We start from the raw sequence: 18,242 nt of genomic DNA on the forward strand, positions 1-18,242 counted from the left end.
AATAAAAAGGCGTATTTTAATAGAAAAAGAAGAGATAGAGAGTCTGGATGAATGGTTTTGGAAGAAATTTTGAATGAATTTGAATATTTTTAAACGTTTGTGATTGATTATTGCTACTATTTCATATATGATGATGATATTAAAGTGAGGTGGGCGGATTGCTGACAACTGAAAGGCACCAGATCATCTTATCGATTCTTAAAGAACAAGGAACGATAAAGCTTCAGGAGCTTGTAGATCAATTACAAGCCTCGGAGTCGACCATACGTAGAGATTTAGTGCAACTAGAAGAAATGAAGCACTTGAAACGTGTGCATGGCGGGGCCTCTTTACTTCAAAGAAAAGGCCTTGAACCAACTACTATGGAAAAGCTAAATAAAGCAATAGCTGAAAAACAACGGATAGCAAAGCTAGCGTCTTCATTCATTGAGAAAAATGATTGTATATATCTTGATGCTGGTACCACAACTGCAGAAATGATTCCTTATTTAAAGGATAAGAATGTAACTGTCCTGACAAATGGTCTTATGCATATTCCAAAACTGATCGAATTGGAAATCAAGACTGTTTTAGTTGGTGGAACGATTAAATTCTCGACAAATGCGGTTATAGGAAGTAATGCTGTACAATTTTTAAATGAATACCGTTTTGATAAATGTTTCTTGGGAATGAACGGAATCCATCAAGAACTGGGTTTTACAACTCCGGACCCGGAAGAAGCTCTATTGAAGAAGATGGCATTACGGCTTTCTAACGAAACCTACGTGCTTGCTGACAGTTCAAAACTGAATGATGCCACTTTCGCAAAGGTTGCAGATGTAAGCGATGCCATAATCATTACTGATTGCAATGATGAAGAGGCGATTGCTCAACTTCATAAAAATCCTCAGGTAAAGGTCGTGACCATTTAATGATATATACAGTGACACTCAACCCATCCATCGATTATCTGGTCGAGGTGGAAAGCTTTCAAATAGGCAAGGTGAATCGAACTAGTTATGATGCCAAATTCCCAGGAGGGAAAGGGATTAATGTTTCCCGAGTGCTTAAAAGACTTGGAAATGTTACGACAGCTTTAGGATTCATCGGGGGACAAACTGGTGAATTTGTAAAAAGATTTTTAAGACAAGAAGAGATCTTCACCGACTTTACAGAGATAGCGGGAGATACAAGAATCAACATTAAATTGAAAACTGGGTTGGAGACCGAAATTAATAGCCAAGGGCCCGTTATATCTAAAGGGAATTATCAACAATTATTTAGCCAGATTGAACAGTTGCAAAATAATGATATTCTCATTTTGTCAGGCAGCATCCCTTCAAGCGTTCCTTCGGATGTATACGAAGCCATGGCTAAGTCTTGTTCAGATAACGGCATTAAAGTGGTGGTAGATACGAGTGGTAAGGAATTATTGAATGTCCTTCCATATCGGCCATTTCTGATAAAGCCTAACCATCATGAATTGGGTGACCTTTTTTCTACTGAAATTAGAACTGTTGATGATGCAATCGAATATGGCACGAAATTGGTTGAAGCAGGAGCACAGAATGTCATTGTTTCAATGGCAGGACAGGGTGCCGTGCTTTGTTCGATGGGAGAGTCATATTCCGCAAATGTACCAAAAGGAAAAGTCATTAACTCAGTAGGTGCCGGTGATTCCATGGTGGCTGGTTTTATAGGGACATATGAAAAAACTGAGGATATATTATCTGCTTTTCGATTCAGCCTTGCAGCAGGGAGCGCAACAGCCTTCTCATCCGATCTTTGTACTATGGATAAAATCGAAGAGTTAACACCGCAAATTGAAATCGTTCAACTAACAGGAGGCTGACTCTATGAAGATTACTGATTTATTAAAATTGGATACAATCATAATCAATTTACAAAGTGTTACAAAGCAAGCTGTCATTGATGAACTATCAGGGCAGTTAGCCAAGGCTGACAGATTAAACGATAGGGAGGCTTTCAAAGCCGCTATCTTAAAACGTGAAGAACAAAGCACAACAGGGATTGGTGAAGGGATAGCCATTCCACACGCTAAAACAAGTGCTGTAAGGATTCCTGCCATCTGTTTCGGCAAATCAGTTAATGGAGTGGATTATGAATCGCTGGACGGCCAGCCAGCCCATCTGTTCTTTATGATTGCAGCAAGTGAAGGTGCGAATGCGGATCACTTGGAAACCCTTTCCCGACTTTCATCACTACTGATGGATGATAAATTCAGAGCCAAATTGATTTCGGCTTCCTCTGGTGAAGAAGTGTTAGAGATCATCAATCAAAAAGAAATGGAAGCGGATGAAGAAGAAAGAGAAGAGAAGCAATCAAATAACGGTGATGGCAGTTATAAAAAAGGAAAAATCCTTGCCGTTACAGCCTGTCCAACAGGAATTGCCCATACTTATATGGCAGCTGATGCGTTAAAGGCGAAAGCGAAGGAAATGGGAATTGATTTCAAAGTAGAAACAAATGGTTCAACAGGAATCAAGAATGGTTTAACATCTGCCGAAATTGAAGAGGCGGATGCAATTATCGTTGCAGCGGATAAGCAGGTGGAAATGGATCGTTTTAATGGAAAACATGTCATCATTGTTCCGGTTGCTCATGGGATTCGGAAGACCGAGGAGCTATTAACAAGAGCCTTGAATCAAGATGCCCCTGTTTTCAATGGAAATGGAAATAGAAATGATAAAAGTGATGAAGGTGATTCTTCAAAAGGAGGGCTTGGGATATACAAGCACTTGATGAATGGTGTAAGTAATATGCTTCCATTTGTTGTCGGAGGCGGTATCTTGGTTGCGCTTTCTTTCTTTTTTGGAATCGAGGCAGCCGATCCCGCTAATCCGGAATATAATCCCATTGCCAAAGCATTAAGTGATATTGGGGGTGGAACGAATGGTGCTTTCTTCTTACTTGTTCCTGTCCTTGCCGGATTCATTGCTTCGAGTATAGCCGATCGACCAGGTTTTGCTCCTGGTATGGTTGGGGGATTATTAGCAGCACAAGCGAACGCCGGTTTTCTTGGCGGACTAATAGCCGGTTTCCTTGCAGGATATGTCGTCTTACTTTTAAAGAAAGTGTTCTCCAAGTTACCACATACGCTCGAAGGCATTAAACCAGTTTTACTTTATCCAGTCTTCGGCATGTTAATTACAGGTTTGATCATGCTATTTCTCATAAATGAACCAGTAACCGCAATTAACATGGGCTTGACCAATTGGCTGCAAGGTTTATCTGGTACGAACGCAATATTCCTTGGATTGATTCTTGGGGGGATGATGGCTGTAGATATGGGTGGTCCCCTAAACAAGGCTGCCTTCACTTTTGGGCTAGCGGCCATTGAAGCTCAAAGTTTTGGACCGCATGCTGCTGTAATGGCTGGTGGAATGGTTCCTCCTCTAGGGATTGCCTTTGCCACTACATTCTTTAAAAGCAAATTCACTGAAATGGAAAGAAAATCAGGGTTCACTAATTACTTCATGGGTGCTTCGTTCATTACAGAAGGAGCCATTCCTTTTGCGGCAGCGGATCCATTGCGTGTTATCATTAGCAGTGTTATCGGTGCAGCGACAGCGGGAGCACTATCAATGGCTTTTAACGTGACTCTCCCTGCACCACATGGTGGAATATTTGTCATCCCACTTGTCAATCACCCATTTCTCTATTTACTGGCCATTTTAATAGGATCCCTCATCACCGCCTTACTATTGGGGTTCTGGAAAAAGAAACGGATATAAAAAACACTGAAAGAAAGCGGGTCCAAGTACATTGGATCCGCATTCAGTTTGTAGACAAAAAGGTTTCGGAATGGCCTCATTCCGAAACCTTTTTGATTTTTTTATTGGATGGAAGCAGTTATAGATAGAGGCTCTAAGATATGACTATCATGCGTATTGTCTGCTGCCGCATAAAACGAATAGTCAAACGGTTTTGCTCTGTTGCACATAGTAGCCACTCTTAAGAATCACTTGAACTTTCTTTAATCTCCTTGTTTTCTTCATCGAGCTTTGTCTAATTGGGTTTTCACAATATTGAAGTGATAATGTATCTATAAGAAAAATCATTGTAGATAGATGTTTGTTACCGATTAACGAAACGTATCAGTCATTAAGAACGTACAATATTGTAATGATGACCTAAAAACAGGGAGGAAGAAAGTATGGACTTGACCCAAAAACAACGAAGCTTGTTGCTATCATTAACCACTGAATGGCAGACACCGATGCAAATTGCTGGCCGTCTTCCGAAAGAATGGGGAAATCTATCCTGTGTAAATCAGTCGCTTAAAGATTTAATGCGTGAAGGATTCGTGCAAGCTAATCCAGTTATGTTCGGTCTGTTCCGATTAACCACGGATGGCACGACCATAAAGGAGTTAGAATTGGGTGAGAACTAATGTAATAAAAGATATATGATTATTTATTAAATGTGGTTTGGATTGGATTTTTCGCGCAGTCCTCAATTGATCAATCCGGATTCAAACCATACTCCCCCATACCTTTTTAAGGCTGCAGGTATCCCCTCTAACAATAGAATCTCCGAGAAAAACTTCCTCAATCGGTCGACTTTATGTAGGAGAGGCTAATTGGAATTGTGATTTAAAATACCCCCTCATTGCTTATAAATCCAATATTAAAACAAAAAAAATAATAAGGGTGGCTAAATCTTTTGATTACAGTCGATAAGTTTTGCTAATCTTAATATCGACTGTCTTATTAAAGCGTGAATTTTTATGTTTATGGGTAAAGGAATATAAAAACGAACAAAAGGAGTGAACGAACATGTTGAAGAAAAATATCTTAAAAACGACTAAAAGGGATGATATGATTGATGTTACGATAGAAGTACAGGCATTCATCTCGGAAAGCGGGATTCAAGAGGGGATAGCTCTTATTTATTGCCCACATACAACTGCTGGGATCACAATTAATGAAAATGCAGATCCAGATGTCAAAAAGGATATGCTTAGAAGATTGGATGAGCAATACCCATGGAATCATACTTTGGATTTACATATGGAAGGAAATACAGCAGCCCACTTGAAATCAAGTACGGTTGGTTCTTCACAACAGGTGATCATTCATAAAGGGAGTTTAATCCTTGGTACATGGCAAGGGGTGTATTTTTGTGAATTCGATGGCCCTAGAGAGAGACAATATTTTATAAAATTAGGTGTCGACCGGTAAAATCGCAGGTTCACCAAGGATGAAGTGGGAGGAAACGGATTGGATGATGTTTGGATTGAAGGAAGCAGAGTGATATTGAGGAACGTTAAACAAGCCGATTTAAAACGTTTGTGGAGTCTGAAATATGGAGAAGTCAATCCAGAATGGAAAAAGTGGGATGCCCCTTATTACCCTCTTGAACTCATTGATTTCAATACGTATACAGATAAAGAAATGAAGCATAGAGCCTATGATGAGAAGATGGGGGCTTATTCCGAGCTTTTGATGGAGAAAAATAATCAAATAATCGGTTCGGTTGTACATTATTGGGAACATGAACCATCACGTTGGCTTGAAATCGGCATAACGATTTTTAATCCTAAGTATTGGAATGGCGGTTATGGAACCGAGGCATTAAAGATGTTTATAGGCTATTTGTTTGAAAATATGCTTATTGAACGAGTAGGACTGACGACTTGGTCAGGTAATGAGCGTATGATGGCTGTTGGAGAAAAAGTAGGAATGCAGGTAGAGGGAAGAATGAGAAAATGCCGTTATTTTAATGGATTTTATTATGATTCAATCAGAATGGGAATACTGCGTGAAGAATGGGAATCTTTAAAATATCGAAGTTAACTGATCTATGTAATTATTTTCCTTGTTTTCCTTGGAAAAAATTTAGCACTGTTTTATCGAAAAGGGTCTGTTATCCTAGGTAGATGCTTAACGAGGAGGTTACAGGATGAAATTATCAATATTAATACCCGTGATAATAACTCTAAGCGTCATCGTACTTGGGATAGTTTTTCCTAAAGGAACGACCAGTAAAGCTTCTGATGGGGCAACCGAACATGTCATCAAACAAGGTGAATCGATATGGGATATTGCGAAGCAGTATGGAGTACCAATCGGGAAGTTAAAAGAAGTCAATCATAATGTCAATAATGTTGCCGAGCCTGGTAAAACATTGATTATTCCACATGTAATGAATGAAAAAGATAAAGAATTATTGGCAAGACTTGTGCACGCAGAAGCAAAAGGGGAGCCTTACAGAGGAAAGGTAGAGGTAGCAGGAGTAGTATTGAATCGCCTTGATAGCAAAGAATTTCCTGATACGGTCCGGGAAGTGATCTATCAAAAAAATCAATTCTCGCCTGTTGGTGATGGCAGCATAAACAAACCTGCCGGAGCTGATGCCAAGAAGGCTGTCAATGAAGCGTTAGCAATTCATGGTTACACAAATGATGCATTGTATTTCTGGAACCCGAGTATTTCGGACAGTGAATGGATGAAACATTTGGAGGTAATCAAAATTATCGGCGGCCACCATTTTGCTATATCAACTTAAATGAAGAACCGGCACACCCGTGTTAAGGGAGGGCCGGTTTTTTACCTATAAAAAGGTTTATTAAACGATATCAGCCCACATTTCTCGGGGATTCAATTCATATATGTTGTTTTCGCGGTACATGATGCTGCCGATAATGAGTTCACGTCTTATTGTTGCATAATCATCATGGAAGGTCTGAATGAATTCATTCAATTCTTTTTCTGAATACTTACGCCCGTTTTCCAATGAGTTGGCTATATGATATAGAACGATCATTTTCTTTTTTCTTTGGGCTGGGATGGTTTTTAATCGACCATCTGCTGTAAAGAAATTATCAAGGATTTTTTTATGCTCTACAATCAGCTTTTGATTATCCACTTTATTAGTATCCCCCTTATTTGAAACCATTTTAGGTAATGCTGCAGAATAATGCTCCAGGACATCTTCATTCAAAAAATAATATACCGTATTTTTTTCCCTCCGATCCGTCACCAAATTAACGTCTTTCAATTTCGTTATATGGTGCGATATGGTTGGAGCTGTTAACTTTAATATTCCGGCAAGTGCCTGGCCGTGTTTGGGACCATTTGCAAGAATGGATAGAATCCTTATCCTAGTCACATCACCTATCGTTTTATGGAAAGCGACCAATTTTTCTAATTGCACGTTCATCCCCCTAGTTAGATCAATGTCTAATTAGATGATAGTCTAACTAGTCAGTGGTTTTCAAGTTAATTTTTACTTTTCTATATTGATTTGAAGAACTAATGTATAATTGAGATGTATAGTAATAGATTTTTATTCGTTGATTAAGGAGCTGTAAAATGGCTAATACGCATGTTTATACAAAAAAAGAAGAAGTGGTCAATGCGATAACTCACGGAGTCGGTGCTTTGCTGAGTATTGCGGCTCTTGTATTTTTAATCATTTTCTCAGTCCAGAAAGGCTCGCCGTGGCATGTAGTCATTTCAGTCATTTATGGCGTTTCGATGCTTATTTTATATGTCTCATCTACTTTAGTTCATAGTTTTCCACAAGGAAAAACGAAGGATATATTTGAAATCTTTGATCATTCAGCCATATATATTTTCATCGCAGGAACATACACACCGATCATGCTGCTAGTGATACAAGGGTCACTAGGCTGGACATTGCTTGGAATCATTTGGGCAGTCGCAATCATTGGCGTCGTCTTCAAAGCTTTCTATGTGAAAAAATTCCTATTCCTTTCAACCATTCTCTATATTGCGATGGGGTGGATGATCGTTATCGTATGGGGACCGCTTACAGCCACGATGCCTTCAGCTGGTATACAGTTACTGATTGCAGGGGGATTGCTTTATACGTTTGGGGCTATCTTTTATGTTTGGCGCGGTTTTCCGTTCCATCACGCAGTTTGGCATGTATTCGTGCTTGGGGGGTCTGTAACACACTTTTTTGCTGTATTGCTTTATATCATTCCACTATGATCAATCCTGAAAGTTATCTAACTTGGTCGATTTTATATCTGAGGGATTTTTGAGGTTTTAAATAAACCCTATTAGGAAATAGATAAGGTATATAGACTAAGGAGGAAGTGCTAATGAGAAAAACCATCAAAATAATATCAGTCCCGTTTGCCGCTATGCTTGTTTTGGCTGGATGCGGGGAAGAAAACGATGAAGTGAAAAACCCCCCGGTTCAGGAAAATGAAAATCAAGCAGAAACAAATCCTGGAACAGGGACGGATAATAATGATAAACTGCCTTTCACTTACAAGGATTTTCAATTAGAAGTGGATTATGCGGGCAATGATAACGAATACGAAGCTGAATATGATACAATGGGAGCTCAAACAGAAGCTTCAATCGATGACAAACTAAACAAACATGAAGTTCAAGGTGATGAAGCAATGGAAGAATTGACACCGATTTTAGAAAAATTGACATTCACCAAGGATTCAACAGAGGAAGAAGTCATTCAAGAAGTGACAAAAGCTTTTGATTTGAAGGATGACTATGAAGAATTCGACTTAGAGGTCGTTTTCGATGATAATACGAAGAAAGAATATAAAGTGAATAATAAATAACTAAAACCGTTACTATCCTCTTCTTAAAGTCAAAAAAATGGTAACGTGTATCCGCAATAGTTGTCAAAAAGCTGTTCCTATAGTAAAATAAGTACGGTTAGCAAAGGGGTTCACATACAATTGCTATTCATATTCGGACTTATGGGGATAGGACCGCAATAAACACTTGTAAAAAAAGATTCTTTTTATAAGAGTCTTTTTTTGTAAAAGTGGTCTTTTTTAAAATTATGATTTCAGTAAATAGTAACAAGATGAGAGAGGGTACCGCAAAGCGGTACCCTCTCTTTCATTCACCCAATGATCCTCATTGGGAAATTGTTGGATTTTTCTTTGGCAGCATGTTAGCCGACGCTAACCTTGACCGGATTGTAATACCAAGCCATGATGCAAGGAAGGCCTTCAGAATGCCTACAATTATAAATGGAGCAAAACCACTGGCAAACGCTACTGTCCATGATAATGAGCTCATATATTTTAACCAAACCGTACCGATGATCAAGGTGAGGATCATCCCGATTATATTTGCGACAAAAGCCATAGCAACTGAAAAACGAGTTTTTTCCAATATCAAGCCGGTTATATATACTGTCGGGATATAGGATAATAAATAACCACCGGTTGGACCGAATATTTTGGCTAGTCCTCCAGACATTTCAGCGAACACTGGTACTCCTGCAGCTCCTATGAACAAGTATAATAAAACGGATGAAGTTCCATAACGTGAACCTAGTATCGTGGCAGCCAGTCCTACAGCCAGAGTCTGTCCTGTAATCGGTACCAAGGGCAGTGGAATTGTAATTTGGGCAAGTATTCCAATAAGTGCTGCAAATAAGGCTGTAACCATCATCATTCTTAACTTCTCATGCCTTTCCTTCATCGTGCTTCCTCCTATTGTAAACCTATTATCGAACTAGTTAACATATAATGAATTTTAATCTGTTAAGCAAACACTGTCAATAATATTATGAATTTTATCAAGCTGTTTGTAAAATGGTCGAGTAATAAAAAAAACGAAAAAATGGAGGGTATCTTCAAACTTGGAAAAATATGAAACTTTTTGAAGCTGTTATTCGTATGAATGGTAAGCAAAGAAATTGGAGGGGATTATGAACATAGTTTTTTCATTAGGAAGATAAGACGCTTAGCCTAGGTCGTAAAAAGGATGCGACTTAGAAAAATCAAATTTAAAGGATGAAAGAGATGGATTTATTTGGAGTTCCATTTGAAACAGTCTATTTATATGGATTAATCATATTCGGAGGGCTAACTTTCTTATTTATCTTGTTTAATGATATATTTTCTGGCCTGGAATTACCGGATATATTTAATCCAACGCTCATTTTTAGTTTTTTGACCGTATTTTTTGCCAGTGGTTTTTTGCTTGAATCACTTACAGGACTGAATAGTGGATGGAGTGCTGGCATTTCACTGCTTTTTTCATTTTCCATCGTCACCTTATTGAATGTATTTGTTTTGATTCCCATCTCATCAGCGGAAGAGAGTCTAACATTTCATGAAAATGACCTGAGAGGGAGGGTTGGCAGGGTCCTGACATCAATCCCTGTTGACGGATTTGGGGAAGTCCTGATTGAAAGTCTCAGTGGAAGCATCGCGAAAACTGCGGCCAGTTATAAAAATGAAGGAATTGTTTCGGATACAAAAGTCTTGATCATCGAAGTTAAAAATGGGGTTGTCTATGTATTGCCCCATCAGGATTAAAAAAAGGGTAGGAGGTAGTTTATGTTTAATTTGATTTGGGTTGTCGTCGCCATTGTTGCATTTTTACTTATCGCACTTATTGCTGTCTTTATTACAAAATATCGAACGGCCGGTCCTGATGAAGCATTGATTGTGACCGGAAGCTACTTAGGAAGCAAAAATGTTCACATCGACGAATCAGGAAATAAAATCAAGATCGTTCGAGGTGGAGGGGCTTTCGTTCTGCCGGTGTTCCAGCAAGCAGAACCGTTGAGCTTGTTGTCAAGCAAACTTGAGGTCTCAACTCCCGAAGTATACACAGAACAGGGTGTTCCAGTCATGGCTGATGGCGTGTCAATTATCAAGATTGGCAGCTCGATCACGGATATTGCCACAGCGGCTGAGCAATTTCTTGGCAAATCGAAAGATGACCGAGAACAGGAAGCCCGTGAAGTATTAGAAGGACATCTTCGCTCCATACTTGGTTCGATGACAGTAGAGGAAATTTATAAAAATCGCGAAAAGTTTTCCCAGGAAGTACAGAGGGTAGCCTCCCAGGATTTAGCTAAAATGGGGCTCATCATCGTATCATTCACAATAAAAGATGTTCGTGACAAAAATGGATATCTTGAATCCCTTGGTAAGCCAAGAATTGCACAAGTCAAGAGAGATGCCGATATAGCTACCGCAGAAGCAGAGAAAGAAACGCGAATCAAGCGTGCCGAAGCGTCGAAGGAAGCACAGCAAGCCGAACTTGAGAGGGCAACAGAAATTGCCGAAGCTGAAAAAATAAACAAGCTGAAGGTAGCTGAGTTCAGACGTGAGCAAGATATTGCCAAAGCACGTGCTGACCAAGCATATGATCTTGAAACGGCCAGATCCAAGCAGGATGTAACGGAACAGGAAATGCAAATCAGGATCATCGAACGACAGAAGCAGATCGAGTTAGAGGAAAAAGAAATCCTCCGCCGTGAAAAGCAATATGATTCAGAAGTGAAGAAAAAGGCGGATGCCGACCGTTATGCGGTAGAGCAGGCTGCTTCCGCTAACAAGATGAAACAAATTACAGAAGCGGATGCCGATAAGTATAAAATTGAAGCCATGGCGAAAGCAGAAGCGGAACGTGTTCGAATGGATGGTCTTGCTAAAGCGGACGCACAAAGGGCACAAGGTACCACTGAAGCCGAAATCATCCGGTTAAAAGGGGTAGCCGAGGCTGAAGCCAAGCAGAAGATTGCTGAAGCTTTTGAACAGTTCGGCCAAGCGGCCGTTATGGATATGATTTTGAAAATGCTGCCGGAGTATGCTAAACAAGTGGCAAGCCCTCTTAGTAATATTGACAAAATTACTGTTGTGGACACGGGTGGAAGCGGTGCGAATGGCGGGGCTAATAAAGTGACCGGGTATGCAACGAATTTAATGGCGACACTGCAGGAATCATTAAAGGCTTCTTCGGGCATTGATGTTAAAGACTTGCTTGAGAATTTCTCAGGAAAGCGAAATATACCATTGTCCGCCATCAATCAAGAGAATGTTGAAGCAAATAAGAATTTGGCAGCAGGCAAGGAAGAGTAGCAGAGAAGATGTTAATAATACTGTTCATCACATGAAATTAAAGCTGTTGCATTAGAATAAGAAGTACTGCAAAAGACAAAAAAGAATGTAAATAACATAAATAATATTGAAGAAATAGCCATTAAGAGCAATAGGGCCAAATCATACAAGAAGAAGCAACAGATATACAATCTGTTGCTTCTTCTTGTTGAAGTGCATGGACATTTATTCTGTGAACTCGATTGAATATTCATAGGTGTTGCCGTTTGGTATTGTAGCGAAACAGAAATCCTACTGCCGTATACAATGGGTCCTTTCCCATCTTCAAAGTCGATTCCCATACTCATTGAGGATGACGGATCAATACTAGCTACAACTCCAAATCAGCTAAGTCCTCTGGTGGGTAAGTTTGGAGAAAGTTAACTATTATTAAACTATACGAATATGTATCTAAAACAGTAAGCCCAATCCTTGGATTTGAGTCAATATTTTGGATACAAAAAAGTTAAATCTTAAGCTGTATTCCTAATTAAATCTTCAATGGCTTGTGGGGTTTGATAGCCCAAGTTGCTGTGGATTCTTTTTCGGTTATACCAACCTTCAATAAATTGGAACATCGTTAATTTAGCTGTTTGATAGTCTAGATATTGTACGTGGTTGACTTCTTCCTTTTTTAATAGGGCATGAAAGGATTCAATACAGGCATTATCGTACGGGCAACCTTTCTGACTAAAGGATCGCTTAATCTGATGATTTTGGATATGTTGAGTAAACTCACTACTTGTATATTGTGAGAAAAATCCGTATTAAGAACTAAGCCCTCCGAGGGCTTTTGGGAAAAGTGAGCGTTATTGAAAGCTTGTATAACCAGTTCTGTCGTCATTGATCGAGAAAATGAACACCCAACTATTTTCTTAGAATGAAGGTCCAATTTCCCTATTCTGTCCATGGTGAATGCAAAATACAATCACAGAAATTTTTATTTTTATATTCCGGTCTAAAATATTCAATAATATCTTCCTTCATATTGCCAAAAGTAGTTTCTAGCTTATGCTTAAAGCCCTCATAAAACGCTGGAATAATGTCCTTCTTGAAATTGTTACGTGGGAAGGCTTTTATAATTTCTTCACGCAAGTCGTCAGGGAATTGTTCAAAACCATCTCCCATCACATCTAAACCAACACCTGAAAAGAGTAGTGCCACTTCAGACTCTTTATGTTCTGCAACGCCAGGTGTCGTATGTAACGCAATAGCATCCCATACAAGACGAATCGACTCATCTGGAATTTGATACTGCTGTAAAAAACTTCTCGCTGCATTTGCTCCATCTACTTCAAATCGTAAATCTGGACTACTGAATTTTTTTGTTAAGCCTAAATCATGGAATAATGCACTAACATATAGCAACTCTAAATCATAATTATGCTTCGTTTTTTTTCCGTTGACTGCACCAAATAAAAACACACGATTTGAATGATTCCACAACAAGTCGTCCCCATGCTCGCGTAAAATATCTGCTGCTTCTTTAGCCAATCGGGAATCTGGAATTTTAATACCTGCTACTTCTTGAGACATAATTGGAAATCCCCTTTACAATTTGATAGTTCTCATCCTCATGAACTTGTATTCATTGTAAAGAGGAATTTATCATTTATCTATTCCTTCATTTCTATGATAATAATAGATAAAAACTATAATATAGAACGTTTCAAAGAAGTTATTTCATCTTTTTCTGTATGAAAACGTAGCCTTTCGATTTCACATAATAATAACTTAATATACTTACGTGCTGCATAATTGATAAAACAATTCTTTTTCATCACGAGATAAACAGCTCTAGTCAAAGATGGTTTTTCAATACGTTGGAAAAATAAATCCTCAGTATCATAAAATTCATATAATGTACGCGAAACAAAACTGCGGCCAACCCCATTTCGAACGAGCTTCAAGATAGATTCAATGCTAGACGTTTCGACAATAGGTTCTAACTGCCTGCCAACCTCAATACTCGTTTTATCAAGTATTTTTCTGCATTGATGGATATTTGGAAATAAAATAAGAGTACTGTCTAAAACATCGGAAAATGAAACCTTCTGATCTTCATTACTTTGATTACTAATCAGGTAAAATTCTTCATTATACAACTTCGTTACCAGCAACATATCATTGCGATTGAATTCAAAACCAATACCAAAATCAGCTTGATTCTCTAAAACAGCCTTTTCCACTTGATCCGTACTTTGAACAAACACTTTTATGTTCGGATATAATTGGTTAAATTTAATGCACAAAGTAGCTACCAAATCAGTTATTTCTCCTGGTAACACAGCAATTTTCAATTCCCCGATTTCTACTTTTGTAAGGGCTTTAATTTGAGAAGATATACTTTGTAAGGAATTTTGAATATTCAATGCTTCTTGTTGTACAATTGCTCCCACCTTAGTAAGCTCTATCTTCTTACCAATACGGTTAAAAAGTGCATAGCCTACATCTTGTTCTAGCATTTTAATTTGATGGCTTAAAGTTGGTTGCGAAATACCTAATTTTTCAGCTGCTTTTGTAAAGTGTAGTTCTTTACTGACCATTAAAAAATATTCTAAATGTCTTAGTTCGATACTATTTCAATCCTTTCTAATGAAAATAATTATTTGCTATCTGTATGCTTCCAATAAAATAATCTAGTTATTAAGTTACTTTATTTGATGGAATTATTCCACATTTTGACCTGATTGCTGGATAAAAAAAACACCATTAGCAATCTGTTATTTTGGTTCATAAATAAGTTTCTAATTTTTCTGAACACACTTATTTTTGATTTGAAAGCAAAAATAAGTGCAAAATAACTCCTAAAGTGACAGCCTTAAAAGACAGCTCGGTTCTTGAAGCTATTGCACGCGTTCGTCATAAGATTTGCCGGATATTCTGGTTGACTTTTTTCTATAGGGTCATATTATAACTGTATTCGGGGTAGAACGTTCTACCCGCCGGACTTAATCCGTCAGCTAAACTGTTCATCCCCTACTTGTATAAACATGTTTCAGGCCTAGTTGGGACAACGATCCCGTTTAACAAGCGGACCTATGACATTACAAGGAGCCATTAGGGGATACCGGCTATTTTAATATTTTAGGCGGAGATAGAGTATGAATTTATTCATTGGTCTGGATTTTTAAAACGGGAAAGTCAGGTCCAAGCATATTTAGATAAAGGAAAACCATATCGTAAGAGCTTTAGTATCAAACACTCTGAAGGTTTAGATAGTTTATTAGAGTTCTTTCATGAAGTAGAGAGGTAAGCTGGTGGTCATCAACCTTCGGCTTCATTCCTTTCGAAATATTTTTTTATTATACCTAATAAAAAACAAGTCTGATGTCATCAGACTTGTTTTTAAGTTACTTTGCTTGTAAAACTTGTTGTGTATGTGATTACTTAACAGTGAAGAGTGGATCAACTTGGTATTAGAATATAGTAATAGCTTATTTTGTTGTTGAAGTTGTTAGTACTGCTAATATCATTATATTTTCAGTTTCATATTTTGTTCCATTAAAAGGCAAACGAATTATAAACTCATAATTGTCCCCATCCATAGGATGGAATTTATATTCAAGTTTACTTCACCACTTGATTTATAAGTGTAAGTAGAGCTTTAGTATTTTCGGAACAAAGAATACGATCAAGATCGGCAGATGTCTTAGGAGTGTTCTCTTGCTTTGCAACTTCAAATATATCTGTTGTTTGAAAAATTGTAATCTCCGTTGACATGTTAAATTATTAATAATTGTTCCTTTTTAGATGTCAGTTTACATTATAAAATATTTCATAAAATACTTAAAATTTGAGATAGCCGCAAATTACAAAGGCTTTATCAAGGAGGAGCTAAATCATGTATATACCTAACCATTTTCAACTCAAGGATGAAGAAAAAATTTATGATTTTATCGAAAAGTACAGCTTTGCCACTTTATTTTCTCAACACAATGGAGAACCATACGCTACCCATCTTCCACTCAAATTAAATAAAGGTGAAAGTGCTTTATATGGTCATTTTGCCCGCCCAAACGAACAATGGAAGGAAATAGAATACCAATAAGTTCTTGCGGTTTTCCAAGGTCCTCACTGTTATATATCTCCGTCTTGGTATGAAACAACGAAGGCAGTTCCTACTTGGAATTATGTGTCTATCCATGTATATGGAAAGATGGAGATTGTCGAAGATCAAAAAGTCATATTCGATTCTCTAAATGATCTGGTAAACAAATATGAAAGTCCAGATAGCCCATACAATTTAAAGGATGTAGATTCCAGATTTATCGAAGGAATGAGTAAAGGGATTGTAGCATTTAAAATAAAAATCACAAAAATTGAAGCGAAATCTAAATTAAGTCAAAATCACCCTGTGGAACGTCAAGAATTAATTATTAAGCATCTAGAAAACACTTCTCAACAAGATAATATACAAGTAGCATCTCTTATGAAGAAAAATTTACAAAAATAAAAGTTATTCGACTTTGTCTTGTTCAACTAATGTGGTAGATTTGTTAAATAATTAAGCCTAATTTTAGATGGAAATTAGGCTTTAAATTATCCTTCAATTTATTTATTAAGAAACAAGTTTTAGACCTCCAGTTGCACTTAATGCCATCCTAATAAAAACTAGCTCTTCCAATCTTTAGAATCTCCGTATAAAATCATTCCAAATATTGCTCCACCTGACGCACCAATTCCCGTCCATATTCCATAAGCTGTCCCCGTAGAAGTGTTTCCATTGCATAGGATAAAAATGTAAATCTTGCTCCAAATCCAATAACTAATAAGGCTAGAGATTTTTAAGGTCCCTATGAAGAATATTTTTGCAACACCAAACAACTCAAATAAAACAGGATAAAACACCTACAATTCGTTTGTTCAAAAAATTGTGGAGTTATTCTTTTAACCATGCCTTCTTTAAGAGTTTCACACCCACATCAATTTCATTTGAAGAAAGATTACTGAAACCTAGTTTAACCATTGGTCCGTCGGTGTTATTTTTAATGAAGTAGAGGGACGTAGGATACACCGTAACACCATGAAAGGAAGCTTGTTGAATTAACCATTCTTCTGAATGCTTCAGATGTACTTTGACTAATACGTACAGACCAGATTGTTCACCAATAATGGATATATTTTGAGCGAATTGCTCTTGTAATGCGGATACTAAGTGCTGCATTTTTCTTTTATAAACAAGGCGCATTCGTTTTATATGTCGACTCCATTCTCCCTCTTCCATTAGTTTGGCCATTGTAAGCTGGCTAAGAAGGGAGGTAGTAGCTTCAAAATGAAGAAACTGATTTTTAAAACGATTTAATAATGGCTGTGGCAAGACCATATAACTTAAACGAATTCCTGGAAGAAAGGACTTCGAGAAATTCCCTAAATAAATGACTCTTGCTGAATCAATGGAGGCAAGAGCAGGAAATGGTTTTTGTGTATAGCGAAATTCACTATCATAATCGTCTTCTATAATATATCCACGCATCTTGTTAACCCAATGAATAAGCATTTGCCGTTGTTGAATAGACATGCTTACTCCAATTGGACTTTGATGGGAAGGGGTTACATAGATTAATCGTGATTTCATTTGTTCTAATTGTGCAAGCTCAGCACCTGTTTCATAAACAGGCAAAGTTTCAAACATAAAACGATGGAATTGAAAGGCTTCCCTAGCACCGTCGTAACCAGGGTCTTCAACTATAATACTCTGGAATTCATCCTTCAGTATATGTCCAAGGTATACAAGCATTTGTTGGGTACTGCTTCCGATAATAATTGCATTTGCATTTGTTTTCACTCCGCGTGATTGAAATAAATATGTGGAGATTTGTTCGCGCAGGCATTCTTCCCCAAATGGTTCTCCGTATCGAAAGCTATCCTGTAATGTTAATACTTGATTAGCAATTCTCCTCCAAATTTTTAGTGGGAAATGTGCTTGATCAACGGCATCTGCCCTGAAATTAACTACCGGAGGTTTCTTGGACTCAGTCTGCTTTTTATTATAAGAGGTTAATGGCTCCTGAAATATTAGCGGTTCTAACTCATTTGCAAAATAACCTTTTCTGCCCTCTCCACGAATATACCCTTCAGCAACAAGTTGTTCATATGCCAGTAAAGTTGTATTACGGCTTACATGTAAGGAATCTGCAAGTTGACGAATGGAGGGTAATTGCTCATTCGCCAAAATGTCTCCTTGTTCAATATATGATTTAAATTTCTCGTAGATTTGTTTGTATTTTGGGGAGTTATCATTAAAAGTAAAAATGGTATTATTCATTTGCATTCCCTCTGACATGTATATTTTTTTATTATTGTACCTTTTTTCATGTCAATTTGTATAATATTATTTTTCTATCGGATATTTATTTTTAATGCTTATATTTTTAAAAACTCAAATACA

At 37.7% G+C, this 18,242-nt stretch carries 16 protein-coding genes and 4 pseudogenes; 13 read left to right on the plus strand and 7 right to left on the minus strand.

The window, feature by feature from the left end:
• The first annotated feature begins 158 nt into the window (after window positions 1-158).
• From LQ203_RS02550 to LQ203_RS02580, 7 genes are all read left to right on the plus strand, one after another.
• Entirely contained in the window at window positions 159-911 is a 753-nt protein-coding gene (locus LQ203_RS02550) for a DeoR/GlpR family DNA-binding transcription regulator (RefSeq protein ID WP_230155417.1), read from the plus strand.
• A complete protein-coding gene (gene pfkB / locus LQ203_RS02555) occupies window positions 911-1,831 on the plus strand; it encodes a 1-phosphofructokinase (protein ID WP_230155419.1) in 921 nt (306 codons plus the stop codon). Before LQ203_RS02550 ends, pfkB begins: the two co-directional genes overlap by 1 nt.
• Before the next feature lie 4 nt (window positions 1,832-1,835).
• Window positions 1,836-3,734 (plus strand): PTS fructose transporter subunit IIABC, encoded by a 1,899-nt coding sequence (locus LQ203_RS02560; RefSeq protein ID WP_230155421.1) that lies wholly within the window; start codon window positions 1,836-1,838, stop codon window positions 3,732-3,734.
• 422 nt (window positions 3,735-4,156) lie between these two features.
• Window positions 4,157-4,393, plus strand: coding sequence for a hypothetical protein (locus tag LQ203_RS02565; protein ID WP_230155423.1), 237 nt, complete (start codon window positions 4,157-4,159; stop codon window positions 4,391-4,393).
• A gap of 385 nt (window positions 4,394-4,778) precedes the next feature.
• On the plus strand, window positions 4,779-5,183 hold the full coding sequence (locus tag LQ203_RS02570) for a secondary thiamine-phosphate synthase enzyme YjbQ (RefSeq protein WP_230155424.1): 405 nt from the start codon (window positions 4,779-4,781) through the stop codon (window positions 5,181-5,183).
• 39 nt (window positions 5,184-5,222) lie between these two features.
• Window positions 5,223-5,798 (plus strand): GNAT family protein, encoded by a 576-nt coding sequence (locus tag LQ203_RS02575; protein WP_230155425.1) that lies wholly within the window; start codon window positions 5,223-5,225, stop codon window positions 5,796-5,798.
• A gap of 106 nt (window positions 5,799-5,904) precedes the next feature.
• Window positions 5,905-6,510 (plus strand): cell wall hydrolase, encoded by a 606-nt coding sequence (locus tag LQ203_RS02580; RefSeq protein WP_230155426.1) that lies wholly within the window; start codon window positions 5,905-5,907, stop codon window positions 6,508-6,510.
• Between the two features lie 60 nt (window positions 6,511-6,570).
• Here LQ203_RS02580 and LQ203_RS02585 read toward each other — a convergent pair whose 3' ends face one another.
• Window positions 6,571-7,158 (minus strand): metalloregulator ArsR/SmtB family transcription factor, encoded by a 588-nt coding sequence (locus tag LQ203_RS02585; protein ID WP_230155427.1) that lies wholly within the window; start codon window positions 7,156-7,158, stop codon window positions 6,571-6,573.
• A gap of 158 nt (window positions 7,159-7,316) precedes the next feature.
• Between LQ203_RS02585 and LQ203_RS02590 the strand changes: the two genes are divergently transcribed.
• Window positions 7,317-7,961, plus strand: a complete 645-nt coding sequence (locus tag LQ203_RS02590) for a hemolysin III family protein (protein ID WP_230155428.1) — start codon at window positions 7,317-7,319, stop codon at window positions 7,959-7,961.
• A 113-nt stretch (window positions 7,962-8,074) separates the two neighbouring features.
• On the plus strand, window positions 8,075-8,560 hold the full coding sequence (locus tag LQ203_RS02595; protein ID WP_230155436.1) for a YusW family protein: 486 nt from the start codon (window positions 8,075-8,077) through the stop codon (window positions 8,558-8,560).
• A 304-nt stretch (window positions 8,561-8,864) separates the two neighbouring features.
• Here the strand turns inward: LQ203_RS02595 and LQ203_RS02600 are convergent, their stop codons facing one another.
• Window positions 8,865-9,437 (minus strand): biotin transporter BioY, encoded by a 573-nt coding sequence (locus LQ203_RS02600; RefSeq protein ID WP_230155438.1) that lies wholly within the window; start codon window positions 9,435-9,437, stop codon window positions 8,865-8,867.
• A gap of 323 nt (window positions 9,438-9,760) precedes the next feature.
• Here LQ203_RS02600 and LQ203_RS02605 point away from each other — a divergent pair, with 323 nt between their 5' ends.
• Both LQ203_RS02605 and LQ203_RS02610 read left to right on the plus strand, forming a co-directional pair.
• Window positions 9,761-10,279 carry a hypothetical protein gene (locus tag LQ203_RS02605; RefSeq protein WP_230155440.1) on the plus strand — a complete coding sequence of 173 codons (519 nt, stop codon included), beginning with the start codon at window positions 9,761-9,763 and terminating at the stop codon, window positions 10,277-10,279.
• Window positions 10,280-10,300: 21 nt separating this feature from the next.
• Window positions 10,301-11,833 carry a flotillin family protein gene (locus LQ203_RS02610; protein WP_230155442.1) on the plus strand — a complete coding sequence of 511 codons (1,533 nt, stop codon included), beginning with the start codon at window positions 10,301-10,303 and terminating at the stop codon, window positions 11,831-11,833.
• 491 nt (window positions 11,834-12,324) lie between these two features.
• On the opposite strand, the pseudogene LQ203_RS02615 reads toward LQ203_RS02610, so the two are convergent.
• The 3 genes and pseudogenes from LQ203_RS02615 to LQ203_RS02625 form a co-directional block, all read right to left on the minus strand.
• A pseudogene (locus LQ203_RS02615) lies at window positions 12,325-12,740 on the minus strand (integrase core domain-containing protein); the annotation flags it as partial.
• 8 nt (window positions 12,741-12,748) lie between these two features.
• A complete protein-coding gene (locus tag LQ203_RS02620) occupies window positions 12,749-13,387 on the minus strand; it encodes an HD domain-containing protein (protein WP_230155444.1) in 639 nt (212 codons plus the stop codon).
• 116 nt (window positions 13,388-13,503) lie between these two features.
• A complete protein-coding gene (locus LQ203_RS02625; RefSeq protein WP_290370520.1) occupies window positions 13,504-14,427 on the minus strand; it encodes a LysR family transcriptional regulator in 924 nt (307 codons plus the stop codon).
• Window positions 14,428-14,955: 528 nt separating this feature from the next.
• Between LQ203_RS02625 and LQ203_RS02630 the strand changes: the two are divergent.
• Together LQ203_RS02630 and LQ203_RS02635 are read left to right on the plus strand one after the other, a co-directional pair.
• Window positions 14,956-15,104, plus strand: a pseudogene (locus LQ203_RS02630) (IS110 family transposase); the annotation flags it as partial.
• 591 nt (window positions 15,105-15,695) lie between these two features.
• Window positions 15,696-16,307 (plus strand): annotated as a pseudogene (locus tag LQ203_RS02635) (FMN-binding negative transcriptional regulator).
• Between the two features lie 105 nt (window positions 16,308-16,412).
• Here the strand turns inward: LQ203_RS02635 and LQ203_RS02640 are convergent.
• Together LQ203_RS02640 and LQ203_RS02645 are read right to left on the minus strand one after the other, a co-directional pair.
• Window positions 16,413-16,638 (minus strand): annotated as a pseudogene (locus tag LQ203_RS02640) (SMR family transporter); the annotation flags it as partial.
• A gap of 95 nt (window positions 16,639-16,733) precedes the next feature.
• Complete coding sequence (locus tag LQ203_RS02645) at window positions 16,734-18,119, minus strand: PLP-dependent aminotransferase family protein (protein ID WP_230155448.1); 1,386 nt, start codon at window positions 18,117-18,119, stop codon at window positions 16,734-16,736.
• Window positions 18,120-18,242 lie beyond the last annotated feature (123 nt).

The organism is Peribacillus sp. Bi96, from assembly GCF_918698115.1.
In the GTDB taxonomy this organism is placed as follows: domain Bacteria; phylum Bacillota; class Bacilli; order Bacillales; family DSM-1321; genus Peribacillus.